This is a genomic window from Streptomyces sp. EDA2-14 (assembly GCF_054963755.1).
Genome location: NZ_JBUEGE010000028.1, coordinates 17,387 through 40,683 on the forward strand (window position 1 = coordinate 17,387; position 23,297 = coordinate 40,683).

A 23,297-nucleotide genomic window follows, 5' to 3' on the forward strand; every position below is an offset into this window, starting at 1 on the left:
GGCCCCGCCGGTCGGCTCCGGTAGCAAGTCACGTGGCAGGTCGCCGGTGGATTCCGCGGGCCTCGTCTCCTCGCGCGCGTACGCCGTGAACCAACTGGCGCACGCCCCCACCATCAGCCGCGCGTGCCCCGCTGTCAGAGGTCGGCCTTAAGGTGGGCAGGCACGTGATGACGGGGACCCAAGGAGAGACGTGAGCTGGCAGAGCAGCCCGATGGCAGCGGCGCAGCAAGTCGCCTACGAGCCGCATCCGTTCATCGGCGGCCGCGCCTCCGCACTGCGCGCGCTCGCCGCCTGGCGGGCCGCCGCACAGGGCGCGCCACGCGTCGCACTCCTCACCGGCTCTCCGGGGTGCGGCAGCTCGCGCCTGTTGACCGGCTTCCTGATGCTGTGCGACCCCGGCCACCGCGAGCGCATCGATCTCGCGCGCCTCGACCCGTGGACCGTCCCTCCGGCGCTGCCCGCGCCCGCCGTACCGAGCGCCGCCGGGCTGACACCGGCGCAGCTGCTGTGGGTGCTCGCCGATCACTACGGGATCGACGTCGCGCGCGATGCGGAGGTCTACGAGGCGTTGGGCGCCGCCGAGCGCACGATCGTCGTCCCCGATGTGGACAAGGCGGGTCCCGTACGGGCCGGGCGCGGGCCCGAGCGGATGGCGCGCGAGCTGCTGCTGCCGCTCGCGGGGCTCCCCTCCGTACGGCTCCTCGCCGAGGTCCCGCGCGCGGTGGCCGCCGAGCTCGCTGCCGCGCTTCCCGCCGGGACGGCACAGGTCATCGATCTGGACGCGCCCGAGCACGCCGACCTCCACGGCCTCACCCTGCAGACCCAGATCGCGCTCGACCCGACCTTCGGGGCGCCCCGGCTGCCGTTCACCGAGGACCCGCAGATGCGGCTCTGGCTCGCACAGGGCATCGCGGCGCGCACGGCCACGGGGCCCGGCGGCAGCCGCCTCACCGCCCAACTGGCCGTCAACGCCCACCTGTTGGCGCCGGAGCCGCCGCCCAACGCCGCCCTGTTCCCGGCCGGTCCCGCCGAGGCCGTCGATATGCACGCCCACCGCCTCGGTGCCGACCCCGGCACCCTGCGCGCGATGCTGGCCCCGCTCGCCCTGGCGGAGGGCGAGGGCCTGCCGCTGCCCCTGTGGGCACCCCTCGCGTCGGCGCTCGCCGCGCGCGACCTGTCGTCGGACATCGCGGGCGGCATGGCACTCGCGGGCCCCTTCGTCACCACGGTGAACGACGAGAGCACGGCGGAACCCACGCTCGTCGCCCTCGCCCACCCGGCGCTCGGCGAGGCCATCCGCGCCACGCTGCCCGACGTGCGCGCCGCACACCTCTGCCTCGCGATGGAACTGCTCGAGTCGGTGCCCGACGAAGGCTGGGACAAGGCCGACCCCTACGTACGGGACGGCATCGTCGGCCACCTTCTGGGCGCGGGCCAACTGCCGCGTCTGCTCAAGGACCCCTGGCTGCTGGTGCACGCGGACCCGGTGGCGCTGCGGGCGGCGGTGGAGGAGGTCGCCGCGGACGACCGGGCGCGCGATGCGCTGCCCGCTCCGGGGCGTACGTATCTGCGGATCGCCCCACTGCTGACGCGTACACAGGCGGGGCCCGCGCAGCGCGCGCGGATGCTGGCGGCGGCGTTCGAGGAGGACGGACTCGCGCAGTACGCAAGCGCGTTGGGCTCCGCCGCCACCCCGGCCTCGACCTCGCCTGGTGAGCCCGGCCCTGCCGCCTCCCGGCCCACGGCGCCGGTGGGTCCGCAGCGCACGGCTCCGGAGTCGACACCACCGGCCCCGGCCACCGGCACCCCCGCAGCCGCTCCCCCGCAGCCCACACCCACCGTGGTGGACTACCCGCTGGCCCCGCCGCAGCCGCCCGCGGCACACCCTGAGCAGCACCAGCCGGCGCCGGCCCCCACGCCGGCCGCCACACCCCAGCCGAGTCAGGGCGGCCCCCGGCCGACTCCCACTGGTCAACCGACCGGCCGCCCGGTCACCGGTCCGGGCAACACCGCCGTGTTCACGTACGTCGACCCGCGCACGGGCCAGGAGGCCTACGTCACCGCCACCTCGGCGCCCGGCAAGCCGCCGGCCGAGTACCAAGGCATGGCGCAGCTGGGCGAGTTGAGGGTGCCCGTGGACAACGTCGTGGCGATCCACACGGACCTGTGCCCCGGCTACTTCCCCGGCGGCTACACGGCGAACGCCCTCACGTCCACCTTCCCGAACGCCTCCCAGTCGCACGCCCACCCCTACGGCTGGGACCCCGCCTCGCGCGCCGAGGGAGTCACCGCGCTCACCTCCCACGCGCAGCTGATGTCGCAGGTCGCCGGTCTGCCCGCCCCGCCGCAGCCCTGCCGTGCCCCGCTCCCCCACCCCGTACCGCCCACGCATGTGCTGCCGGACGCGGAGCTCGGCCCGCTGCTCACGCAGGTGTTCGGCGAGCAGAAGGTACGCCGTTTCGCTCCGCAGCTCCTGGCCACGGCGGCGCTCCCGGACGCGGCGCGCGCGACGTTGTCCGTCTCCGGAATCCCGGCCGACGTCCCGCTCTTCTTCCTGGCTGACACGGACGCCCCCGGTGTGCCGCCCGTCATGGGCGGCATGTTCGCGGACGTCCGCACCCACCTCATCGGCACGGGCGTCCAGTTGAGCCCCGACGCGGCCAACACCCTGACCGCGTACACCCGTATCGGTACCGACGGGGTGTACGTGATCAGCGTGCACCGGGACACCGGTCAGGTCTGGGCGGCCATGCCCCTGGACGGCCGCCTCCAGTACGTGAACTCCTCGGTGGCCGCCTTCGCGTACTCTCTCGCCACCCTGTACGCGACGCGCGGCCACATGGTCGACGCGGACCCGCACCTGGCGGGCAACATCGTCGCCGACCTCCAGACCCGCCTCCTGGCGATCGACCCGAACGCCTTGTCGGAGCCGAACCACTGGTGGTCCCTCGTCATCGAGCAGATGTGGCACGGCTTGTTCTGACAGCGGGCCGTCGCGAGACGTGGGCAACCGGCGCGAAGAGGATCCGCGCCGGTTCCCGAGGAAGGCACCGCCGGGGCTCAGCCCACGCGCTGGGTCCGGTGCACCGTCATGACCGTCATGAACTCGTGCCCGCCCGGCAGGGCGATGACGCCCATGCGCTCCGGATCGCCCACGAACCAGGCCCCCTGCTCCAGTTCCTGCACCCAGCGCATGCGCCGCCGCCAGGTACTCGCCGCGAGGACCGGCGTCGCCACCTTGGCGGTCGCCTGCGCCGCCCCGGTCGGGCCGGGCGCGGCATCCGGCGAGCCGATCCTGACCTCAACGGCCGTCCCCGCGCCCACCTTTACGTCCGGACGCCGCACCACGACGCCGTACTGCCAGGGTCCGGACCTCAGCACCCGGCCGACCATCACGTACCAGCGCAGCGCCCTGGCCGGCCCGATCAGGAAGAACGACCACACCATGAAGAAGAACGACCCGAATCCCCGTACGAGCTGTGCGTCGTCGTCGGGTCCGAGGGTCGCCACCAACAGCAGCCCAAGCCACACGGCTCCCCTGACCGACAGATTGACGACCGCCCGCCGCCTGCCCCGCTCATAGGCCTGCCGAGTACCGGGGTCGTCAAAGGCGACCTTGCTCACCGGAAGGGACGCTGCGGCCTTCACCAGTACTGCTCCTCGTCAAGTCGTCGTGTACAGCTACTGCGTCTCGTGTCCATCCACTGCGCCTACGGACGGTGCCCGCCTGAGGCGGCCCCGCTCACCGGAGCCGCCCCGAGCCCGGCCTCTCGTGCTCCAGGGTCATGAGGTCACGTCCTCCGGGGACCGCGATCACACCACCGGCCTTGAGGCTTCCCGCGAACCAGGCCCCCTGCTCCATCTCCCCACTCCAGCGCTTGCGCCGCAGCGGGTTGATCGCACGCATGGTCGTGGACCACCCGTCGCCCGAGTCCGTGCTGAGCTGAACGAGCACCCCCATCACGTCCTTCGCCTCCGGGCAGGGACGCACGGCGGCGCGGTACTCCCAGGGATGGTCACGAAGAACCCTGCGGATGCGGCGGAGCCTCAAGAGCGGGCCCAGGGAGTAAAGCACGAGAGCGATGACAACCGGCGTCGCGATCACACACCCGAACAGGACGATGCGCATCCACATCGGCTTCGACCGCGGACTGTCGTTGAGCAACCCCACCACGGCCAGAAAGCCGAGAAGCCCCGTCACCACCAGAACCACCACTCCGCGCGCACGACGCCTGGCCCGCCGCCAGTTGCGTCGGGTTTCCGGGTGGTCGAAGGCACGCTTGTCCAGGGGTGGTTGGGGACCCTCGAGAGCCCCCGGCAGATCGACCGTCATGGACAACGCTCCTCATCACAACAACAGGTCGCCCATAGTCACATGCGGCGGCCGCGTCGGCGGACGCAGCGGCGGATCACCTCGACGGCGTACTGATCGACTTCGGTGGTGCTGGAGTTAACGGTGTTACCGATATAAGCATCTGATAAGAATGAGGGTCGCGTCCCCTAGGCGGATGCATGACAAGCGTCGTCACGGGGGACGGACGTGTGTCCCCCCAACAACGAGGGATCCATGTCGTTTCAACCCCCGCAGGGATACGGGCAGTCGTATCCCCCGCAACAGCCACCCGGGCCACCTTCTCCGCCGCCCGCTCCCCCGGGACCGCCCGTCACGCCGCAGAGCAATACGCCGCGCACCGTGAACCCGGTCCTCAAATGGGTGACCGTGGCCTTCGGCGGAATCGCTGTCGTCGCCCTCGGCCTGATGGTGTTCGGCATCGTCCAGGCGGTCAGCGACGAACCGCTGCCGGTGGCGGGCAAGGGCGGGGAGTCGGTCGCGATCACCGAGGCCGACATGGCAGGCCTCATGAAGGACCACTCGAAGGCCCTAACGGGCGGCGACAAGGATGCGTACCTCGCGCCGTTCGACGGCGGTTCGTCGGCGCTGAAGAGCAAGCAGGCCTCGCTCTTCTCGAACCTGCGCAAGGTTCCGTTCCAGGTGTCCGAGTACCAGTACCTCAGCCTCGACGGCCGGGCGGTCGACCACTACGGCGCGGGCGCGTCGGCCACCGTCGAAGTGGCGTTCGTACACCAGGTGAAGGGCGCGGACGCGAGCCCCGTGGCCGAGTGGTACCGCTGGACGGTCGAGAAGAAGAACGAGGACTCGGCCCTTCAGGTCACCTCGGTCGGACCCGCCACCCCTGAGCTCGCCGGCTACGGCAAGATGACCAACTACCCGGCCCCGTGGGACGCGTACGACTCGATGGCCGTCACCGTCAAGCCGCACACCGTGATCATGTCGGACGCCGCGCAGGCGAACGACGCCCGCCGCTACGCCCCGTACATCGAGAAGGCGGCGAAGGACAACATCGCGGTCTGGGAGGCCAACGGCCCCAAGAGCGGCACGACAATGCCCGGCTTCGTCGTCACGCTCGAGAAGAACCGCAAGGTGTACAAGCACATGTACCGGGAGGGCACCAGCGACGAGGGGGACGAGTCGATCGCCGAGGCGGGCGTCTCCATCCAGATGCCGGCGGTGCCCGCAGGCGGCAGCAAGGCCGCCAAGGTGAGCATGCAGAACGGCGCCGCCCGTATCGTCATGGACACCGCGGAGAGCCGGTTCACCCGTCCTGACTACGCTTCGAGCGTCCTGGAGATCAGCCACCACGAACTCGCGCACACCATGGTGGAGCCGCTCACGGGCCCGGACGGCCAGGCGCAGCTGTGGGTGGTGGAGGGCTTCGCCGAGTACATGGCGATGCGGAACGCACCCGCGGCGGCGACCAAGGAACTGCGGTCCCTGAAGGCGTACTACGCGAGCAGCAGCGCCGATCCCTTTGACGGAAAGCTCCCGCTCAGCGAGGACTTCCACAGCACGATCGACGCGGAGAACAGCGCGCACTACACGCTGGGTTGGCTGGCCATTCGGTTCATCGCCGAGAAGTACGGCGAGGACAAGGCCCTCACGTTCGTGGCCGAGCAGTACAAGAACCCCAAGGGGATGAACGAGCAGCTGACGAAGGCCACCGGCATGGGTACGGACGAGTTCCAGGCAGCCTGGGCCGACTACGTGAGGAAGCAGATCTCATGACGACGCCCGGCTACTCCAACGGCGTGCCGCCCGTACCGGGCCAGCAGCCCCAGAACTCGCCGTACGCGCCCCCGCAGTCCTATCCGCAGCAGCAGCCGTACGCGCCTCCGCAGCCCTCCGCGCCTCAGCAGTCCTACCCGCAGCAGCAGCCCTATGCGCCCCAACAGGGCCTCGGACAGCCGCAGTTCACGCCGATGCACCCGGCGTCCGCCGCTCCTGGCAAGAAGCGCGGCCAGGGCGTGATGGTCTTCCTCCTGGTGCTCAGCGTCATCCTGTCGGGCCTCTTCGGATCGGTGGCCTGGATCCTGCTCGACCCCACGAAGAGTTCGGTCGAGTGGAGCCTTCCGTACTACGGAGGCGCGGGCGACACCCAGAACTACCTGGGTACCTGGTTCGTGGGCGACACCGTCGTCCGCGCCCAGACCGACGGCATCAGTTCGCTCGACATCGACAGCGGTGACCTTCAGTGGGGCCTGGCCGCCCCCGGCAAGGGTGCCTCCACGATCTGCCACGCGTCCTCGGTGGCCAGCGAAGGCGTGGCCGTCCTCGCCGCAGGCGCCGTCCATGACTGCGACACGCTCTTCGCCATCGACCTCAAGACCGGCAAGAAGCTGTGGCAGCACACGTCGAAGCAGGACGGGGACCCCGCCACCGCCGTGAGCGCCGGCACCGTCGTGGTCAACGACCGGACCGCGTACGACCTGCGTACCGGCAGGCAGCTCTGGAAGGAATCCAGGAACGGAACGTACGGCGGCAAGGCGTGCAAGGGCCAGGGGTACGTCGGCGGAAAGCAGCTGGTGCGGGTTCAGCTGTGCACGACCCGCTGGGCGTACGGCAACCCCGAAGGCCAGAGCTCGACGACGGCCGCGGTCGATCCGGCCACCGGCAAGGCGAAGTGGACCTACGCCATGGGTGACGGCGAGTGGGACTACGGCGAGGACGCGACGATCGTGTCGACCTCCCCTGTCATCGTCCGGGTCCCGCAGGAGGTGAAGAAGAACGGCTTCACCGTCCTACGGGACAACGGTCAGGTCAGAAGCGAGAGCATGGTTCTGGGCCCGTCCGGCGCCTACCGGGGCGGCGAGAGCTTCTTCGCCCAGCGCGAGGGCGCGACGGCGGGCGACCCGGAGGCCGCGATGAAGGTCATCGGCGACACCCTTTACATCGCCGAGCACCACACGGACAACGGCCTGGAGACCGCGGTGGACGCCTACGACCTCGACAGCGGCAAGCGCGTCTGGACCACCGGAGACGAGAAAGACGTGCAGTACTCCCTCGTCCAGGGCTCCGGAGACGAACTCCTGGCGCTGAAGCACGACGACAGCGGCTGGCGCGAGGAGACCTTCGGCGGCGACGGGTACCCCGCGTATCTCGTCAGCCTCGACCCCAAGTCCGGCTCCGAATCGGAACGCGCGTCTTACGGACACCTCGACAAGCCCCTCGGCCTGAGCACCTGGGCGATGCCCTACGTGCACGACGGCACGCTGTTCCTGGCCTCGGTCGCCAACAGCGACAGGGGCGAGATCAAGGAAACCGACCAGCACGACTCCGCGCTGCTCAAGATGGGCGACTGACACTCGCTTTACGGGGCGGGCCGGGCGACCGGCGGCAGCGTAGGACGCAGGACGTCATACGGACGCTGCTTCCTGCCCCCCCCCCCCGAACAGCAACGCGCCCCGCGTCCAGAAGGACGCGGGGCGCGCACATGACCATGGGCAGGCAGTAACTACCTCTGCCCGTAAGGCGGTTGCGAAGGAGGCTGCGGGTACGAACCGCCCTGCGCGGGAGGCGCCTGCTGCGGGTACGAGCCCGGGTACGGCTGCTGCGTCGGGTACGGCTGGTGGCCACCGCCACCCCAGCCACCGCCGGGGGGCGGGGGCGGGCCGCCACCATTGTTCTTCCGACTGCGCACGATCACGATGACGACGACCACCAGGACGACGAGAACGCCGGCGGCAATGCCGACGATGAGGCCGGTGCTCATGCCGCCTGAGTCCGAGGAGTCGGAGGCGGCAGGTGACGTGGTGGACGGTGCCGAGGCGCTACTCCCCTTCGCCTTGGCAATGGCAGCGTTCAGCTCATCGACCTTCAACGGGCCGTTCTTGGAGCCAGCCGGGACGTCCTTCGTGAGCGCGGCGAGCGGCTGAATGAAGCCGTACCCGTAGTGCTCGTCGGGGAGCGACGTCCCCTTGGCGGAGGCGGGGAGACCGGCGGTCTTGACGAGACGGTTGACCAGTTGACCGGCGGAGAGGTCGGGGAACTTCTGCTGGAGGAGAGCCAGGGCTGCGGAGGTATAGGCGGTGGAGTCCGAGGTGCCGTCACCCAGGTCGTAGCCGTCGGAATCAAGGCCTGCAACGACGTTCTTTACTCCGGGCGCGGCGAGCATGAGCTGAGGACCATAGTTGGACCTACTCCAGATCTCACCGCTTGATTCCACAGCACCAACCGTCACCACGCCCGGTTGGTTCGCCGGGTTGTTCAGGTACTTGTCGCCCGTCTTCCCGTCGTTACCAGACGCGGCAACGACGGGAACGCCGTGATCTGCCGCGTACTTGATCGCCTCTCGCTGTACCTGAATATCCCTCGGCGATTCCTGCGACGACCAAAAACCCTGCGAGATGTTGATGACGTCAGCGCCATGATCCACGGCATAGCGAATCGCCGGGCCGAAAATTCCGGGCTTGGTTCCATTGCCACGAATCGGCAGGATTTTGGCGTCCGGCGCCAACCCCTTGATCCCACTCGCGCCACCCGCACCATGCCCGTGTCCAGCAATGATGCCCGCCATCGAGGTACCGTGCGCCGGCTTATCATCACTCATGTCGGGCTCTACGGAGTTACCCCCGTCGATGAAATTCTTACCCTCGAGGAACTGACCGGTGAGGTCGGGATGGTTCGTCTTGAAGCCGTTATCGATGACGGCTACTGTGACGCCCTTCCCCGTCGCCTCATTCCATACCTTGTCGGCAGAGAAGGCCGACAGGGCCCATTGATCCTCTCTTACCCGGTCAGCCGACGCCGTCGGCGCGGCCGCGAAAAGCAGCGCTCCCGCCGCCGCTGCAGCGCCCACCGCGCGCAGCGCTCGCGTGAAGCTCATGCCGTACACCTTCCCTCGCAGGGCGGGGCCCACAGCCCGAAGGCTGCGGGCCCCGTCTTGTCTTCACCGCATACTTAACCAGTAGGCCTGACTATTCCACGACCTTGGGGTTAACAGTGCGGTCGTTTGCCCAGGTCTGCTCGTCCTCGACCAGGTAGTCCGGACGAGCGTTCTCACGCCGCTTCTTGTCCTTGCCACCCGTCTGGGCTCCGTGCCCAGCGAGACCATTACGGCCGGCGTTCTTGCCGGCACCGCCCGTAGCGGTCTTCGGCTTCTGGCGCAGAGCGGAACCACCCTGCTGCCCGGAGCCCGGCTTGACGACGGACTTGCCGATCTCGCCGCCCTTAGTGCGCGCGAGCGAGTTGCCCTTCAGCCCCTTCGCCGCACCCTTGCCCGCAGCCCCGGAACCTGCACCGCCAGCACCGAGCCCGCCACGCCCCGCAGCGCCCGCACCACCACGACCGGCAGCGCCCGCACCGAGACCTGCACCAGCACCGATCCCGCCACCGATCCCAGCGCCGCCGACGCCACCCGCGCCAGCACCGGCTCCGGAACCAGCCATGCCGCCACTGATGCCACCGGCACCAGCACCGGCCCCCGCACCAACACCGCCGGCTCCAACTCCCGAGCCGCCGTTGAAGCTGAGGTTGCCGGCACCGATCTGCGAACCGGCCGTCGGCTTCTGCGAACCGATCCCCCCGCTGATGCCGCTCGTTTTCGGCGACTTCACACTTGTAATCGGCGCACCGGAGCCGGTGGAGCGGCCGAGTTTGCCAGTGCCAGCGCTGCCGGAGGGACCGGTTACGGACCCAGCGGGGATCGGCACGGGAGCAACGCCACCGGGGTCACCCGGGTAGTCCTCATTGTCGCCCAAGTCTGGATTCTTCTTCCACGACCCCATGGACCTGGTCTGCGCGTTGTAAGCCGCCCCCAGCTCCTCCATCTTCACGGCCATGGCCATCTGGGCCTCACGGCCGGCCGACATGTCGCCTTCGCGATTGTCAGCGATCTGCTGCGCGGAGACGTTCTTGTTGGCGAGATCCCGGTCCAGGCCTTCCGTGTCGCGGTTGAGATCGGTGAAACGGTCTTTCGCGCTCTCACCCCCGGACGGCTTCTCCATGGCCATGACTTCTTTTTTGATGTCCCCGAGCTTGTTCGCCGCGCTCGTCATCGCCGTGGAGACATGCGACGCATACGTCGACGTGTCGTGGATCTTCTTCGCGATCACCTTCGATCGAGCCTGGAACTGCTCGGCCGACGAGCCCTCCCAGTGCTCCATCACCTCGGCAACAGCGTGCTCGTAGGCCTCCTTGGCCGCGACCAGTTGGTCGTGGACACCGCTCCAGCCCCTGGCGGCCCGATGCACGTTCTCAGGGTTGGCGTTCTGGACCATGGCCTTCATGGTGTTCATGTCCAGATTCTTGAAGTCGCTCGTGTTGTCACCGACGTAGCACTGCGTCGGCGCCTGGTACGTGTAGTCCGCGCCCTGGTCACTCATCGCGCCAGGCCCCCTTCGTCTCTCGCTTCGTGTCCTACGTGCCCGCTGCGGTCCTTGATGTCGCTACACACCCGACATCGACCCCGGCGACGAGCCCGCTCCGATCCCCGACGACGAGGAGGAAGTCGACGTCTGGTTCGCCCCGTGCATCGCGTTCGACGTGTCCGCCTCAGCGTCCTGATACGCCCCGTGCGCCTTCTTCGTCTTCGTGCCGAATTCGTCCATCTGTGACTCCAGGTGGGCGACGACGGCCTCTAGATAGTCCTTCATCTCGCTGTGGGCGGAGGTCAGTTGTTCCGCCTCTTCGAACCGGGCGGCCGACACGTTCCCGCCCGTCGTGCACTGATCAGACGTGCTCGCACCCAGTGCACCTGGCGGTAGGTACGTATTGCTCTTCGTGTCCGCGTTCGCCTTACCAAGGTCACCAATGATCGCGTTCAGCTTCCTGATGACCTGGTCGAGCGCGCTCAGATCGACCTTGTACCCATCACCGGCCATGCGCTTGGCCCTCCCCGTTCATCCTGCTAGTCCCGTTCTTCCCCTGTGGGGCGATAAGTCCGGTCCCCTGCCACAAGCCTGTTCTTAGCCTATCGAACGGCACCCACACCTCGCTCGGTGCTGCCCGTCACAACTGGGCGACATGCGCCTCAGACATGCACCCTTATAGGACATAAGAGATGTAACTACCACACACACTTACCACAGCGGCCGCGCATCGACACGAGTCCTGCCCCGGCAGCGAAATCAACCTCGGCCTCCTGGATGGGGCGAGCATCTCTGTGGCGGTGGCCATGCCGGGGGTCACTCTCCGAATCACCGACCCCCCGATCGGGTCCAACTCCGTGACACAAAGGCGGAGTTCACCCACTTGTGTCACCGAGCGCTTGACTTACACGTTGCCCACGCAGTCAGCCCGCACATCGCACACCAGCGACAGCAGAGGCGTAACAGGCCATGCCCGTCCGTTCCCCGGCACACCCTGAGCCCTGCCTCGTCCCGGGACCGATAGCGCTCGCCCGCGTCCATAGGGGCCTTGTCGGGAACGCCCCCCCCGACAAGGCCTGTGCCAGATTCCGGGGGCTGGTGGGTTACGGACACCCCTCGGTTCGGGGGCGCCACCGGGACGCCGAGCACTCGGTGCTCTTCGGTATCCCCGTCACGCTCCAGCTCACCGAAAGCGGCACTCTCCTCGCTTACGGCCGGGGCGCGCCGGCCGGGAGGATGCCCGGCACCTTAGCGGTGAACGCTTCGTGATTGGGGAGATGGAGAGTCGCCCAGGACCCGTCGGCGAAGCCGAACTCGAAGAGCATCTCCTTCTTTTGACGACGGACCCAGCCCAGTTGAGAACGGGGGCAGTGCCAACCGGCCTCGACGCCTTCTGCGAGATCGAAGGAGTCACTCGCGACACAGGGAGCGTAAAAGATCTGCAGCACTTCGGGGGTCAGGACGAGGAAAGAGCGGACGTACCACCAGCGGGAGCGGGGCTGAATCGCAATTTCCAGTTGTCCGGCCCAGCTGTCCCAGCCTCCCCAGAAAGCACGCTTTCGGCGCTTGAACTTCTCGCGCTTTCCCGGATCGTCGCAAATCTGCTTCGGTCCATTCTTCGACGCGTTCTCGTCTCCGTAGAACAACGTCGAGGCCACCACCTTGGCCTTGTGTCCCGTGCCGCCGGGGCTGTCGGCATCGCTGAACACCTCCGGACGTCGCTCGACCGGAGCGACAGGCTCCCTTTCCCTCCACCAGTCCAGCCGGTTGATGGCGAAGGGCCCGGTGACAGGAGTTCCCGGCGGGAGAAGCGCTCCGACCCGGGCACTCATGGTCTCGGCGCTCGCGGCTGCGGCGGCGCTCCTGGCTGCGGCGAGGTTCATGAGCTGGCACGGCTCCTGTGCTGTCGAAGTGGCGAGGCCGAGAAGGCCCGGGTGTGCTGCTATCCGAAGGGTGTCGCCCCCGAGGCGGCTGCTCCACGGGGGCACTTGGTGGTGACCGCCACAGTGCACGTGCCTTCATGGAATTCGGCACTCATGCGGATGTCGAGCGTGGCGAGGCTCGTTTCCGGCACAGTCGCCTGCTCCGCGGTCAGAGTAATGGCTTCTGCGATCTCGTCCTGCGAGAGCGTCCAGCCCGATGTGCTCAGGTAAGTAGCAGCGTCCGCAAGAGCGTTTCGGGCGGAGACCGCATCAAGATTTCGAATACGCCAGCGGTGCCGGGTGACACAGGAGGAGAGCAGCCCCCGGGCGGAGCAGTTGTCGCACGTGAGTGACGCAAGTTGTTCGTAGTGCTCATCGCGAGTACCGCGACCATCCATCACGTCGAGGAGCCGATCTGACTGCTGTCGCAACAGATCCTGAGTTCCTGGATCGGGGACCTGTGACTCGTGCGCAGGATGCTGAGGCTGCAGCTGCTCGTTCTGGTGCTGGGCGATCTCGGCGTCCGTAGCCCAATCGACAGTGCGCAGGATCTCGGCGAACAACTCGGAGTGCATGTCCCAGCCTTCAGGGGTGAACAGGCTGAGCTCGAAGAGAAGCAACTCGGCGGTGCCGGGCAACGGAACGTAGGTCTGGATGACGTTGCGCGGGAGATTCACGGTGGTGCCGTCATCGGCGTCCTTAACGTGAAGTGGTGCCATGGCAACGCGGGTGACGGCGCCGCCGCACGGCAGCGTCACCGGGAAGACCTCATCTTGCGGATAGGCCTCTTCCAGCGTTTCGCGCAGCCGTTCGTCCGTGTCGGCCTCTGGCAGATCGTGCTCGAATTGCGTGATGAGGACGGTGGATCCGGTATGCGCGCCGTCGACCTCCAAGAAGCACAGTCCGGCGTACAGAGCCCTGTCACTCTTCAGCTCGACGACCTGCGTGGCGAGCAGCTGCGCGAAGACGAGTCGATCATCCTGCCCACTGTCGGGCAGCACGTCACAGGCCAGCTCGTAGAGGTCTTCAGCCGCTTCCTCGTCGGATGCGGCATCCAAAGGAAGCTCGTGCACGAACGGCGGCATGATCCAGCCGATCCGCAACTCGGTCGGTGCCAGGGGGGACGGTATGGGCATGGTCATGCGGGTGTTCCTTCCAGCGCCGCTCAAGCCGCCAGCGTCTGGCGATACTTACTGCTGTCCGGGGTGGCAGAGGTCTGCGCCTGTGCGCTGTTGTCGCCGGTGATCTCATGCCAGGCCCCCTTGGCGGCGGAGACCCCCTTGATGACCATCTGAGTGGGGGCCTGCGGCAGCTCCTTGCCTGCGATCTTCCCCAGGGCCGCATTGATGCCCTTCATACTGAGAGGGTTCTCGATCGCCCCCACGATCTCCTGGCCCGCCCTCCCGCTGACCAAGCCCTTGCCGGCGGCCCCCACCTTCCCGATCAAGCTGGCCTCCCGCCCGACCGCTACGGCCCCCTCGCTGACTGCCTTCACACCGGCCGTGGCGCCCTTCGCCACTCCACCCACACCCGGAATGATCCCCAGTGCGTCCAGCCCGATCTTCCAGGCAGGGGTGCCGTTCCCACGGGCGTTCCCCATCCAGTGACCAGCCATCGCTCCCGCGGCGCAGAGTGCGGATCCGGCTCCCAGGATTCCGGAGGCCACCTGCCCGGCAATGGGAAGGGCGTTCACCGCAAGAGCAGCCACCGCGAGGCCGGCGGAGATCGTGGACAGCAGATCGGCGTGGTCGACGAGCCAGTCCTTGAAGCCGCCCCAGGCCTCCTTGAGGCCGTCGGCGATGCGACTCCAGACGGACAGGTCCGGGGGGTGATTCTCGGAGGCCTTCAGGATGGCGCGTTCGGCCTCTCCCGCACGGTCCTTCCACGAGGCATGGATGTCCTCCGCCTCGCGAATCAGCTGATTGAGCTTGTCCGTCGCGTCTTGCGAGGCGTCGGAGGCGGCGCTCATCATGTCGTTGACGCGATCGGCCTCGGCGGCCTCCATGACGCGGCCCGCGTACTTGTTGTTCAGTTCCAGGAGCCGATCACGCTTGGCGTCCGCGTCCCTGCGGGCAGGGACGGCCTCGGCCTCCACGCTCTGCGCGCGGTTCTGCATGCCGGTCAGGTGACCGTGATAGATCCGCAGACCATCAGCACAGGCCTTCATGGATTCACCGCCCTGACGCAGATATTTGGGCAGGTCGGCAAGCTTGGCCCGGAACTTCTCCGCTGCGTCTCCCTGCCACCAGCCGCCGTCCTTGCCGACGGAGGTCAGCAGCTCCTCCAGCTCGTCGAGTTCACGCCCGACCGAGGCAACGTGCTTGGCAAGGAGGTCGACAGCCTCCGCGTCGCCCTTGGCCGGGTTGAACCCGACGCCCGGCCAGCCACTGTCGTCCTCTATGAAGATGCTCCGCCAGGACACGTGGTGCCTCCCTCTCCTGCTTCGCTACCGCTTCTGCTTCGCTACTTCGCGCCGAAGCCAGTGGCGACGGTGTCCTCGGTCTTGCCGTAGCCGTCGATCGTGGCCTTGAGTCTTTCAGCGATGTCGGAGGAGGCACGCTCGATACGGGTGATGCCGTCCTTCCACTCGCTCTGGAAGGTGTCGCACGCGTCGTCGAGCCCGTCGGTGCCGAGCGTCTTCGGCCCGACCTCCTCGAGGCGCTTGCGCGCGGCCTGCATGCGCTCAGCGGCTTCGCTCAGGCGGTTCCAGGCGCGCTGCGCCTGTCCTTCGTCGAATTGGTAACCACCGGACATATGGATCAGCTCCCCCGGCTGCCGTAGGCATGGGGCCGATGTGGCCCACGCTCACTCGATCGATCGGCGCTCGACTGTACCCGAGGGGCCTGTGAGGCCAAAGAGGCAGGCCGGAGGGGTTTCGGGGGCGCATCTGCTGCCGCCTGGCCGTCTGGAACCGCGGGCGACCCGCAGGGTTCGACGAGGGCGGCCAACCGCCCGGCAACCTTCCGCGCGGTGAGTGCCCACATCCCCCACTGACGGCACAATGAGGCCAAATGGCCTGATTCACAGTGATCCCGTCGCCCGTCACCCTCCGTACGCCACCTCGCTCGTCCGAAGCAATGCGGCACGCGCCCGTGCGCCCCGCCTCCCCCGGCCCGTAGGCCTGTCCGATCATCGTCGCGCCCGCCCGGCTTCGCCTCACGGGCCTAGGAAAACCGCGGGCCGAACTCCTCCTCGACGAGGTCCTGTGCAGGCCCAAGCCGCACCCAAGTACCCACCTCAGCAACGCCGTTCGACGCGACGGCGAGGTTGGTGATCTCGCTACGCTTTGCGACCACCCGAGCCGGGTGAATGGCACATGTCAAAGGGGACACGTATGACGGGGTACGCCGTCGAGCCGGACCTGCTGCGCTCAGCCGCCAAGCGCATCCGCGGCGCCGTGAACGATGTGGACGAGGTTCGGCTGGACAAGCTCGCCGAGCAACAGCACGACTTCGGGCACTCCGGTGCCGCGAAGGCGTTCGTCGGGCTGATGGCCACATGGCATGGAGCGTTGACGAAGACCCTCAAGGACGAGGGCGAGGAGTCCGCAGGAAAGCTCAGCGACTCGGCGGACGAGTACGAGGGGCGCGAGGGCGGAAATGCGGGCCAGTTCGCACAGTGCACCGCAGGTCCCAGCTGATGACGGGGAGGCTGGGCGAATCCAGCGATCCGACGGAACTCATCCCGGGCGATCCGTCCCAGCTGTACGCCAGTGCCGGTCAGTTGACCGCGAGCACCACCACTGTGGAGAGCATCGGCGACGGGCTGCGCGCCGTACGCGTTCCAGGCTGGACCGGCCAGGCGAGCGAGGCTTTCTGGGACGACTTCTCCCCGCAGTCGAACAAGTGGTACCGCGGCTCCGACTCACTGAAGCAGGCCGCGTCCGCCCTCCAGGACTACGCCGGTGTCCTCGCGTGGGGGCAGGGTCAGGCAGCGCAGGCGATCGGCCTCTACGACTCCGGGGACGAGGCCGGCGCCGAGGCGCTGCTCACATCGGCGCGGACTCAGGTGGAGACGGCGGGCGACTCGGCCGTCAAACGGTTCGAGGCGGTCGGCGGCTCGGCCTCCGACGCCCCCGACTGGCTGTACTGGGCGGCGCAGGACGCCCAGTCCGCCGCCGGGAACAGCGCACTGTCGTTCTGGGAGTCGCCGCCATTCCAGCGCAACCTCTTCGACCCGTCACGGGGGTGGGGTGCCAACACCGACGTGGAGGCGGCCGAGAAGCGGCGTGGCGGCGGACCCGGCGTCGGCCTTGAGCTCGGTTCGGTCTCCGGCGACGCGAGTGTGTGGGGCGCGGAGGCGCTGGGGCACGGCAGTGCGCTGGGCGGGGATGTCGCGGGGCGGGCCGGTATCGAGTTGCTCGGCGTGGAAGGCGGTGCCGGGTTCGGGCTGGAGGACGGCAACCTCCAGGCACAAGCAGCCGGTAAGGCCTACCTGGGGCAGGCCTCGGCCGAGGGCTCGTACGCGGCGGGTCTGTTCGAGACGTCCGGCAAGGCGGAGGGGTTCGCGGGCGCCGAGGCGAGTGCCGCCGCTTCGGCCGGCAAAGGCGGTGCCCACCTGGGTGCCGAGGCGTTCGCCGGCGCCAGGGCATCGGCGGATGCACACGCGTCGGTCGCCGGTGTCGGCGTCGGCGGTAGCGCCGAGGGCTGGGCGGGGATCGGGGCCGAGGCCCATGTCGACGCCGGTACGCAGAACGGCAAGATTGTCATCGGCGCGGACGTCGGTGCCGCGGTCGGCGTCGGGGGTCATCTCGGCGGGCAGGTCGAGATCGATCCGGTGAAGGTCACCGACGCCGTGGGGGACGCGGCGGACGCGGCCGGCGACTGGTCGGAAGACGTGGTCGGCGCGGCCGGATCCGTCTTCGGCTGAGGTCGGCGCCTCCTGCCTCCCCAACCCCACCCCGTATCCGGACTCCTCCACCTGACGAACCCCGTAGTACGACCACCTGCCACACATCGCCACCCGTACGCCAAGGAGTTGATCCACCATGCCGGGAAGCCTTCCGGTACCGCTGACCTGCGAGGTTCCGCCGGGGTGGCAGTCGGCGCCTCCCGAGGAGGTCGGCGCCACGCAGGCCGCGTTCGTCGCACTTCACGTCGCCTCCCGGGGCTCGGGCTTCACGCCGAACATCACCGTGTCGGGACAACCGCGTGAAGGCGACACCGCCGATCCACACGGCCTCGCGGCGGAATCGCTGCGGCGGCTGAGGGAGAACGTGGGGCCAGTCACCCTGGTCCAGCGCACCGACGTGGGTGTCGGTGTCACGCCGGGGCTCACGGGCTCGACCGGCGTCGTACAGAATCTGCGGATCTACGCCCGGGTCGGTGGCCGGCCCGTGCAGCTCTCCCAGAGTCAGGTCCTGCTGGTCGTCGAGGACGTACACCGACCCGGCCGTTTCGCTGAGCTGGAGATCGCGCTGACCGCCCGGTCCGACCAACTGGACGAGGTTCTATCCGACTTCCAGGGCTTCCTACGCACCGTCAGCACCGCCCACACCTCCGAAATCGGCCAGACCGGCCACCCGCCCCAAGGAAATGAGTGACGTCATGTCGGATGGAGTGCAGCGGTTCCTGGTCGCTGCCGTGGTCTTGCTGGTCATCAGCGGGGTGTCGTCCCTCTGGCGGAAGTGGCGGCGCGGGCGGGAGTTGGACGCGTACGGGGAGTTCGTCCGGCGGCTCGGCTGGCGGCACGTCGCGCATGCCGTGAACGGTGAAGCCGACCGGTTCCTGGGTGACGAGCCGTTCCCCGGCGGCAGCGGTAGGACGTCGGTGACGGTCTCGGACTACTGCCACGGTTCTTATCGTGGCCGTCAGGCCGCCAGCTTCGAGGCCACCTTCGTCACCCGTTCCTCGACCGACGGCGATGTCGATCGGCCGGGCGACTCCGACCGGCAGTCGGCCACCTATGCAGTCTGGGCCGTGCAACTCCCGCAAGCGGTTGCCGAGTTCTCGGTGCAGCGCACCGGGGCGTTGCGGCGCGCCTTCGGATCAGGCGATGACGTACGCGTCGGACACCCAGCCTTCGACGAGCAGTTCACCGTACGCACCCTGCAGCACTCGGCCGCCGTCGGAGTCCTGCGAGGGCCGCTCGCCGACTTTCTGCTCGCGGATCCGCGGGCCAGGGAGTATCCGCTGCGGTTCACGGGCACCGAGGTGATCAGTTGGGACCGGGGCGATCAGGCTCCCGGACGCGTCGAGCCTGCGCTGGCGTTCCTGACCGAAGTCGCGGAGTTGGTGGCGGGGCAGCAGCCGACGCAGGGTGGCGCCTCCGGCACCGTCGAGGCGTCGCCGACCGAGCAGTTCATCGCCCTCGTGGAGCATCGGCTCGCCGAGTCCGGTGCGCCGTACCGCGTCGTGCCCGCGCAGTCGCGGTTCGACATCGTGCCGGATCTGGCGGATCCGCGGTGGCAGGGCAGCTCATCGGTGCGGCTGTGGCAGGTGACACCGGACGCCGGGAAGCGGACCTTCGCCATCAGCTCCGTACAGCGGCAGCTGACCGCCGATCGCGGACTCGGTGGTGTGTCGGCACGCGGCACGGTCGGCGGTGGGGCCGTGAAGCGGGCATTGGAGGCTGGTCCCGCGGCGCTGGACGGCAGCGACAAGGACTTCGGGGTCGCTGTCGTCGCGCAGGTCGCCGCCAAGGTGGGGTGGCGGACGAGCGGTGACTGGGTCACACCCTTCGCGATCTCGATCGCTGTCGTGGGTGCGCTCGGCGCAGTGGCCGCGGTGATCGTCCTGGCGCTGTCCTGAGCGGTGGGTGGTTGTCACGGAACACCCACCCCTCAGGAAGGCCGCGGCCGCAGAGTCACCCGAAGGGATCCGCGCTCGGCAGCCGGAGCGTCGCCCCATCAGGAAGGTCGAACACCTGCTGCGCGATGGGCCCGCGGATCCGCATCGCGGTCACCGCGTCCTCGACCTTGAAGTTGTCGAAGTCGTAGCCGCCACCCGCGACGAACAAGCGGCGGGGGGATCAGGCGCTCGGCCGGGTCGAGCGCGCCGTTCGCCTTCTGATCGGAGATCACTTCGCTTCCGGACCGATGGGCCGTGTCAGATAGTGCTCGCGCACCCGGTCAGTGGCGACCAGACGGAGCGTTGGCTGAAGGACGGGATCCGTCGGGAGGGCGTCCCACTTCATGTACGGATGCCATCCGCTGTGCGCCGCCAGCAACATGGCTTCGCCACGCTCGATGTCTCCCTGGACTGCGTACCATCCTGCCATCCAGGTGCACTCGGCGTACTGGTGAGGGGTGTGCCCCTGCACGACGAGCTCGTGTGCACGCGAGAAGTCATTGGCGGACATGAGCGACGGCCACACAACGCGCTGCTCGTCGGCGGTGAGCGTCTCGTAGGAGCGCTCCACGAGTGGCGAGTCGAGCTGAATCCCCGATGACGGAAGCGGTGCGCCCCAAGGCTCGAAGCCGGGCATGAGCTCCGCTACAGGGCGCTGCGTCAACTGTTGGGCGAGCCAGGACAGCCGGCGCTGCATGACCCGTCCGGTCGGTACTGCCTCCGCCAGCGCGTCGAGGCGCTCCGCGATTTCCTCGGGCGAGGACTCCGGTGTGGCGGCCAACAGGGCCTCGTCGAACGGCATGTCCTGGTCGCAGAGCTCGCCACCGCTCGGGCCGTCCGTCCGGATCAACGACTCGGCCAGATCCGCGGCTTCGCCAAGGCGGCCCGACCACTGCAGGATCTGGATCGCCGCGGCAGCCGCTTCCCAGACGGGGCCACGCGCACCACCGGGCCGAAGAGCGATGTCCAGCAGTTGTGGCAGTGCCTCCTGGAAGTGCCCTTCACGGGCGTACGAGATCAGCTTCTCGGCGGAGTTCATGAGGTCCTGGCCCTTGTCATGCCTGAGGTCGTGCGCGTTCCATCGGTTCCGTCGCCGTCGCCGTCAGCCCCGAACAGTCCTGGCCGCCCGCCGGGTCCGGTGCGTATACCCAGTACAGGGCGGTGAGTTGGGCCAGGAGCAGGACGGGGACGAGGCAGGCCGCCGCCAGGGCCGCCCGGTCCTGCCACGTCGTGCCCGGCCGTCTTCCTCGCCCGCGCGAACCGCCGCGTAGGACCAACAGAAGTACCAGCGCCGAGACTCCGCACAACGGAGCGGCCCACGCCGTCACGTACATGCGGGTCGACGGGCCCAGGTAGTGGCAGTGCTGGTACGTGTCTCCCTCGAAGGAGAAGTGGGCCACCAGCAGGGCCGCCGAGGCGAGGACCAGGAGCGGTACGAGCAGTACAAGCGGTACGAGCAGGGGCGGGCGCCGCGCGGAGGGCCGCGGCGGCATCAGTACCAGTCCGGGGACGGGCGTACGAAGCGCAGGTTCTGGTCGCCCTCGTTCTTCTCGGTCGAGGGGAGGCGGCCTTCCAGGCTGACGTTCTGGTACTCGTTGTTGTGCTGGGTGTACTTGATCTCGCCGTCCGGCATCACCGCGGTGACGATCGCCGCGTGGTGTGTGTTGCCCCGATCGGCGGTGTCACCCTCGCCGGCCTGCTCGTAGTAGATGATGTCGCCCGGCTTCGCCTCCGACTGCGGGACCTCCGAACCGCCGTGCTTGAGCATGAAGTTCTGCTGGTTCTCGGCCGCGGCCCAGGTGTCGGAGTAGGCGAGGCGTTTGTCGATGGCGTCGATGCCGGTGCGGTGGCCGACCATCCAGGTGTCGTCGTCCGCCGTGCCCCAGAAGCTGGTCTTCTCCTTCATGCCGGCGTGCGACAGGGCGTTGGAGACGAAGTTGGCGCAGTTGTTGCCGAAGTCGGTGGGGTCGGACTTGTTCCAGTTGGCGAGGGCGTACTCGACCATCTTCACGCGGTCGTACTTGCCGTCGGTGCCGCGCAGTTCCTCGCGTACGTCGGCGGGAATGCCGTCGAGGTGGGCGACGGCGACCGGCTCGGCCAGCATCATGTCCTTGCCCTGCTTGGGCGTCAGGCCGTTCCACCAGCGGCGGACGGTCGCCTTGTCCGCGTCGACCGGGATGTCGGCGGCGAGCATCCGCATCTGGACGTGCGAGGCGTGCTCCTGGAGGTCGCCCAGCGCCATTTCGGGGTCGATGACACCAGTCTGGGCGGCGAGCTCGGCGAACTCCGCGGCGGCCAACTCGTCTGCGGTGGTGACCTGTTCGACGGCCTGGTCGATGAGGTCCTGGACCTCGGCGCGGTGCCGCTCCGGCTGCTCGGAGTCCGCGCCGGGGTCGGTGATCGTGCCGTCGGCGGCGATCTCCAGGCCGTGGCGCGCCGCGAGGTCCATGGCGGCGTGCACGGTGCTCTGCGCGGTCTCGATGGTCGTCGTCATGCCGTCGGCGACCATGTTGACCGCGAGGAGGATGTCGTACGCGGACTCGAGTTGGTCGGCGAGCTGCGCGAACTCGGCGGCCGCCTTGGCGCCGACCTCGTCCGTCCAGTTGTCGGCGAGCGGCTTGGCGCCGTACTCGCGCAGGTCCTTCGCCGCACTCAGGGCGTGCTTGGCGAGCGCGTGCCACTCGTCGGCGGCGGTCGCCCAGGTCTTCGGGTGGGCGCCTGCCACTCCCTCGTACGAGACCATGGTCAGGCCCTCCCGAGGTCGTTCAGGCCGGCGCGCAGGCGGGACTCGGCCTCGGCGTCCGCGCGGTCGTAACTGGCCGCGGAATCCCGCAACTTCTCGCTCAGCTCGCCCATCCGCTTGGCGAGGGACACCATGTGTTCCTCCCACTTGAGCGCGCAGGCCTTGAGCTGCGCCGGGCTCTGCCAGCCGTGGCCTTCGTGGGACGTGTGCACGTCGTCGCTGGTGTCGAGCGAGTGACCGAGGCGGTTCGCCGTCTGGCGGGCCAGGGACTCGGTGTCGTGGGCCGTGGCGCGTACGCGTGCGGCGTTGATGTCGATGTCTGCCATGAGCGTTGGACAGCTCCCCCGTAGTGAACCGTCGTCGCCGACCGGTTCGAATCCGGCGATCATCGTACGGGCCCAGGGTCTGTGCGCCTGGCCGTGTACGGGCACAAATCAGTGAGCCTGCCCGCGTCGCGGACGAGGGGCATGAGGCTGGTGCCGAGCGGCAGCGCCTTCGCCGCACTGCCCCGACCAGTGCGTATGACCGTGGCGGTGGCGGTGGGTGCAGGGGCGTGGCCGTGAGGTGTCGACATGGGCAGGGAGTGTAGGGAACCTGTCGCGTCCATCACCGGGGAGATCGGTGCCGTCTAGGCTCCGAGCCATGACTTATGGCTCGGAATTCGACGAAGAGCTGACGACGCCTCAGGCGCTCAAGGCGCGATTCCGGGGCCAGGGACGCGAGCGGCTCGTGGTGGACCGCCGACGCGCGGCACGGCAGGCGCGTCGATTCTCCGCGGGGGTCTCGGCTCTGGTCGCCTTCGTAGCCATCGCCCTCACGGGCATCCGCCTCGGCCAGGGCAGCGAGGCCGGGGTGTGGACGGTGCTGTACCTCGTGGGTGGGTTCGTGAGCGGGTGCGGGGTGGTGTTGGCACGCTTCGGGCGGACGCGGTGGGCGTTCGCGGCGATGTGTGTGGGCGCGGGGGTTGCCATGCTGGGGGACGGGCCGATGTTCGGGTGAGGTTGTGAGAGCGTGCGGCCTTGAGGTCTTGAGGCCGTGGGGTCTTGAGGTGGTGACTGGGGGGCGTACGGATGAGTACGGGTGCGGTTCGTGTCGGGCGGTGGGTTTGTCTCGGTGGGGGCGGTGGGTTTGTCTCGGTGGGGGCGGCGCGCTTGTCGTCATGACGGGTAGCTGGCTGTT

Annotated in this window: 22 protein-coding genes; 8 read left to right on the forward strand and 14 right to left on the reverse strand. The window is 68.6% G+C overall.

What is annotated here, in order from left to right; genetic code table 11:
• Nucleotides 1-190 precede the first annotated feature (190 nt).
• The gene (locus tag ACY34M_RS38860) at nucleotides 191-2,983 is read left to right on the forward strand and encodes an SUKH-4 family immunity protein (RefSeq protein ID WP_462723145.1); all 2,793 of its coding nucleotides are present in this window, start codon (nucleotides 191-193) and stop codon (nucleotides 2,981-2,983) included.
• A 77-nt stretch (nucleotides 2,984-3,060) separates the two neighbouring features.
• Here the strand turns inward: ACY34M_RS38860 and ACY34M_RS38865 are convergent, their stop codons facing one another.
• Both ACY34M_RS38865 and ACY34M_RS38870 read right to left on the reverse strand, forming a co-directional pair.
• A complete protein-coding gene (locus ACY34M_RS38865) occupies nucleotides 3,061-3,648 on the reverse strand; it encodes a hypothetical protein (RefSeq protein ID WP_462723144.1) in 588 nt (195 codons plus the stop codon).
• Between the two features lie 94 nt (nucleotides 3,649-3,742).
• The gene (locus tag ACY34M_RS38870; RefSeq protein ID WP_462723143.1) at nucleotides 3,743-4,333 is read right to left on the reverse strand and encodes a hypothetical protein; all 591 of its coding nucleotides are present in this window, start codon (nucleotides 4,331-4,333) and stop codon (nucleotides 3,743-3,745) included.
• Nucleotides 4,334-4,693: 360 nt separating this feature from the next.
• Here ACY34M_RS38870 and ACY34M_RS38875 point away from each other — a divergent pair, with 360 nt between their 5' ends.
• Both ACY34M_RS38875 and ACY34M_RS38880 read left to right on the forward strand, forming a co-directional pair.
• Complete coding sequence (locus ACY34M_RS38875; RefSeq protein WP_462723142.1) at nucleotides 4,694-6,085, forward strand: collagenase; 1,392 nt, start codon at nucleotides 4,694-4,696, stop codon at nucleotides 6,083-6,085.
• Nucleotides 6,082-7,659, forward strand: a complete 1,578-nt coding sequence (locus ACY34M_RS38880) for an outer membrane protein assembly factor BamB family protein (RefSeq protein ID WP_462723141.1) — start codon at nucleotides 6,082-6,084, stop codon at nucleotides 7,657-7,659. The genes ACY34M_RS38875 and ACY34M_RS38880 overlap by 4 nt, the downstream gene beginning before the upstream one ends.
• 152 nt (nucleotides 7,660-7,811) lie before the next feature.
• On the opposite strand, the gene ACY34M_RS38885 is transcribed toward ACY34M_RS38880, so the two are convergent.
• From ACY34M_RS38885 to ACY34M_RS38915, 7 genes are all read right to left on the reverse strand, one after another.
• Nucleotides 7,812-9,182: a S8 family serine peptidase gene (locus ACY34M_RS38885; protein ID WP_462723140.1), complete on the reverse strand. Its 1,371-nt coding sequence runs from the start codon at nucleotides 9,180-9,182 to the stop codon at nucleotides 7,812-7,814.
• 91 nt (nucleotides 9,183-9,273) lie between these two features.
• Nucleotides 9,274-10,680, reverse strand: coding sequence for a WXG100 family type VII secretion target (locus ACY34M_RS38890; RefSeq protein ID WP_462723139.1), 1,407 nt, complete (start codon nucleotides 10,678-10,680; stop codon nucleotides 9,274-9,276).
• A 63-nt stretch (nucleotides 10,681-10,743) separates the two neighbouring features.
• A complete protein-coding gene (locus ACY34M_RS38895; RefSeq protein ID WP_462723138.1) occupies nucleotides 10,744-11,178 on the reverse strand; it encodes a hypothetical protein in 435 nt (144 codons plus the stop codon).
• Between the two features lie 695 nt (nucleotides 11,179-11,873).
• Nucleotides 11,874-12,548, reverse strand: coding sequence for a hypothetical protein (locus tag ACY34M_RS38900; protein WP_462723137.1), 675 nt, complete (start codon nucleotides 12,546-12,548; stop codon nucleotides 11,874-11,876).
• A gap of 59 nt (nucleotides 12,549-12,607) precedes the next feature.
• Nucleotides 12,608-13,729 (reverse strand): hypothetical protein, encoded by a 1,122-nt coding sequence (locus ACY34M_RS38905; RefSeq protein ID WP_462723136.1) that lies wholly within the window; start codon nucleotides 13,727-13,729, stop codon nucleotides 12,608-12,610.
• Between the two features lie 23 nt (nucleotides 13,730-13,752).
• Nucleotides 13,753-15,009: a putative T7SS-secreted protein gene (locus tag ACY34M_RS38910; RefSeq protein ID WP_462723135.1), complete on the reverse strand. Its 1,257-nt coding sequence runs from the start codon at nucleotides 15,007-15,009 to the stop codon at nucleotides 13,753-13,755.
• 41 nt (nucleotides 15,010-15,050) lie between these two features.
• Nucleotides 15,051-15,341, reverse strand: a complete 291-nt coding sequence (locus ACY34M_RS38915) for a WXG100 family type VII secretion target (RefSeq protein ID WP_462723134.1) — start codon at nucleotides 15,339-15,341, stop codon at nucleotides 15,051-15,053.
• A gap of 580 nt (nucleotides 15,342-15,921) precedes the next feature.
• Between ACY34M_RS38915 and ACY34M_RS38920 the strand changes: the two genes are divergently transcribed.
• The 4 genes from ACY34M_RS38920 (at nucleotide 15,922) to ACY34M_RS38935 (ending at nucleotide 19,336) form a co-directional block, all read left to right on the forward strand.
• Complete coding sequence (locus ACY34M_RS38920) at nucleotides 15,922-16,227, forward strand: WXG100 family type VII secretion target (protein WP_462723133.1); 306 nt, start codon at nucleotides 15,922-15,924, stop codon at nucleotides 16,225-16,227.
• The gene (locus tag ACY34M_RS38925; protein ID WP_462723132.1) at nucleotides 16,227-17,456 is read left to right on the forward strand and encodes a putative T7SS-secreted protein; all 1,230 of its coding nucleotides are present in this window, start codon (nucleotides 16,227-16,229) and stop codon (nucleotides 17,454-17,456) included. Before ACY34M_RS38920 ends, ACY34M_RS38925 begins: the two co-directional genes overlap by 1 nt.
• 118 nt (nucleotides 17,457-17,574) lie before the next feature.
• Nucleotides 17,575-18,129 carry a hypothetical protein gene (locus tag ACY34M_RS38930; RefSeq protein ID WP_462723131.1) on the forward strand — a complete coding sequence of 185 codons (555 nt, stop codon included), beginning with the start codon at nucleotides 17,575-17,577 and terminating at the stop codon, nucleotides 18,127-18,129.
• A gap of 4 nt (nucleotides 18,130-18,133) precedes the next feature.
• Nucleotides 18,134-19,336 carry a hypothetical protein gene (locus tag ACY34M_RS38935; protein WP_462723130.1) on the forward strand — a complete coding sequence of 401 codons (1,203 nt, stop codon included), beginning with the start codon at nucleotides 18,134-18,136 and terminating at the stop codon, nucleotides 19,334-19,336.
• Between the two features lie 55 nt (nucleotides 19,337-19,391).
• Here ACY34M_RS38935 and ACY34M_RS38940 read toward each other — a convergent pair whose 3' ends face one another.
• From ACY34M_RS38940 to ACY34M_RS38960, 5 genes are read right to left on the reverse strand one after another with little or no spacing between them, the layout of a single operon-like run.
• On the reverse strand, nucleotides 19,392-19,544 hold the full coding sequence (locus ACY34M_RS38940) for a hypothetical protein (RefSeq protein ID WP_462723129.1): 153 nt from the start codon (nucleotides 19,542-19,544) through the stop codon (nucleotides 19,392-19,394).
• Nucleotides 19,545-19,604: 60 nt separating this feature from the next.
• On the reverse strand, nucleotides 19,605-20,414 hold the full coding sequence (locus ACY34M_RS38945) for a hypothetical protein (RefSeq protein WP_462723128.1): 810 nt from the start codon (nucleotides 20,412-20,414) through the stop codon (nucleotides 19,605-19,607).
• A 16-nt stretch (nucleotides 20,415-20,430) separates the two neighbouring features.
• Nucleotides 20,431-20,868 carry a hypothetical protein gene (locus ACY34M_RS38950; RefSeq protein ID WP_462723127.1) on the reverse strand — a complete coding sequence of 146 codons (438 nt, stop codon included), beginning with the start codon at nucleotides 20,866-20,868 and terminating at the stop codon, nucleotides 20,431-20,433.
• Nucleotides 20,868-22,118, reverse strand: coding sequence for an amidase domain-containing protein (locus tag ACY34M_RS38955; protein ID WP_462723126.1), 1,251 nt, complete (start codon nucleotides 22,116-22,118; stop codon nucleotides 20,868-20,870). The genes ACY34M_RS38950 and ACY34M_RS38955 overlap by 1 nt, the downstream gene beginning before the upstream one ends.
• A gap of 2 nt (nucleotides 22,119-22,120) precedes the next feature.
• Complete coding sequence (locus ACY34M_RS38960; RefSeq protein ID WP_462723125.1) at nucleotides 22,121-22,444, reverse strand: type VII secretion target; 324 nt, start codon at nucleotides 22,442-22,444, stop codon at nucleotides 22,121-22,123.
• 316 nt (nucleotides 22,445-22,760) lie between these two features.
• On the opposite strand from ACY34M_RS38960, the gene ACY34M_RS38965 reads away from it, so the two are divergent.
• On the forward strand, nucleotides 22,761-23,117 hold the full coding sequence (locus tag ACY34M_RS38965) for a hypothetical protein (RefSeq protein WP_462723124.1): 357 nt from the start codon (nucleotides 22,761-22,763) through the stop codon (nucleotides 23,115-23,117).
• Nucleotides 23,118-23,297: the final 180 nt, after the last annotated feature.

Bases quoted from the DNA above. Each gene is read 5' to 3' on its own strand.
- ACY34M_RS38870 (WP_462723143.1), bottom strand. From the start codon at position 4,333: ATGACGGTCGATCTGCCGGGGGCTCTCGAGGGTCCCCAACCACCCCTG.
- ACY34M_RS38880 (WP_462723141.1), top strand. From the start codon at position 6,082: ATGACGACGCCCGGCTACTCCAACGGCGTGCCGCCCGTACCGGGCCAG.
- ACY34M_RS38885 (WP_462723140.1), bottom strand. From the start codon at position 9,182: ATGAGCTTCACGCGAGCGCTGCGCGCGGTGGGCGCTGCAGCGGCGGCG.
- ACY34M_RS38890 (WP_462723139.1), bottom strand. From the start codon at position 10,680: ATGAGTGACCAGGGCGCGGACTACACGTACCAGGCGCCGACGCAGTGC.
- ACY34M_RS38895 (WP_462723138.1), bottom strand. From the start codon at position 11,178: ATGGCCGGTGATGGGTACAAGGTCGATCTGAGCGCGCTCGACCAGGTC.
- ACY34M_RS38900 (WP_462723137.1), bottom strand. From the start codon at position 12,548: ATGAACCTCGCCGCAGCCAGGAGCGCCGCCGCAGCCGCGAGCGCCGAG.
- ACY34M_RS38905 (WP_462723136.1), bottom strand. From the start codon at position 13,729: ATGACCATGCCCATACCGTCCCCCCTGGCACCGACCGAGTTGCGGATC.
- ACY34M_RS38915 (WP_462723134.1), bottom strand. From the start codon at position 15,341: ATGTCCGGTGGTTACCAATTCGACGAAGGACAGGCGCAGCGCGCCTGG.
- ACY34M_RS38920 (WP_462723133.1), top strand. From the start codon at position 15,922: ATGACGGGGTACGCCGTCGAGCCGGACCTGCTGCGCTCAGCCGCCAAG.
- ACY34M_RS38925 (WP_462723132.1), top strand. From the start codon at position 16,227: ATGACGGGGAGGCTGGGCGAATCCAGCGATCCGACGGAACTCATCCCG.
- ACY34M_RS38930 (WP_462723131.1), top strand. From the start codon at position 17,575: ATGCCGGGAAGCCTTCCGGTACCGCTGACCTGCGAGGTTCCGCCGGGG.
- ACY34M_RS38935 (WP_462723130.1), top strand. From the start codon at position 18,134: ATGTCGGATGGAGTGCAGCGGTTCCTGGTCGCTGCCGTGGTCTTGCTG.
- ACY34M_RS38945 (WP_462723128.1), bottom strand. From the start codon at position 20,414: ATGAACTCCGCCGAGAAGCTGATCTCGTACGCCCGTGAAGGGCACTTC.
- ACY34M_RS38950 (WP_462723127.1), bottom strand. From the start codon at position 20,868: ATGCCGCCGCGGCCCTCCGCGCGGCGCCCGCCCCTGCTCGTACCGCTT.
- ACY34M_RS38955 (WP_462723126.1), bottom strand. From the start codon at position 22,118: ATGGTCTCGTACGAGGGAGTGGCAGGCGCCCACCCGAAGACCTGGGCG.
- ACY34M_RS38960 (WP_462723125.1), bottom strand. From the start codon at position 22,444: ATGGCAGACATCGACATCAACGCCGCACGCGTACGCGCCACGGCCCAC.
- ACY34M_RS38965 (WP_462723124.1), top strand. From the start codon at position 22,761: ATGACTTATGGCTCGGAATTCGACGAAGAGCTGACGACGCCTCAGGCG.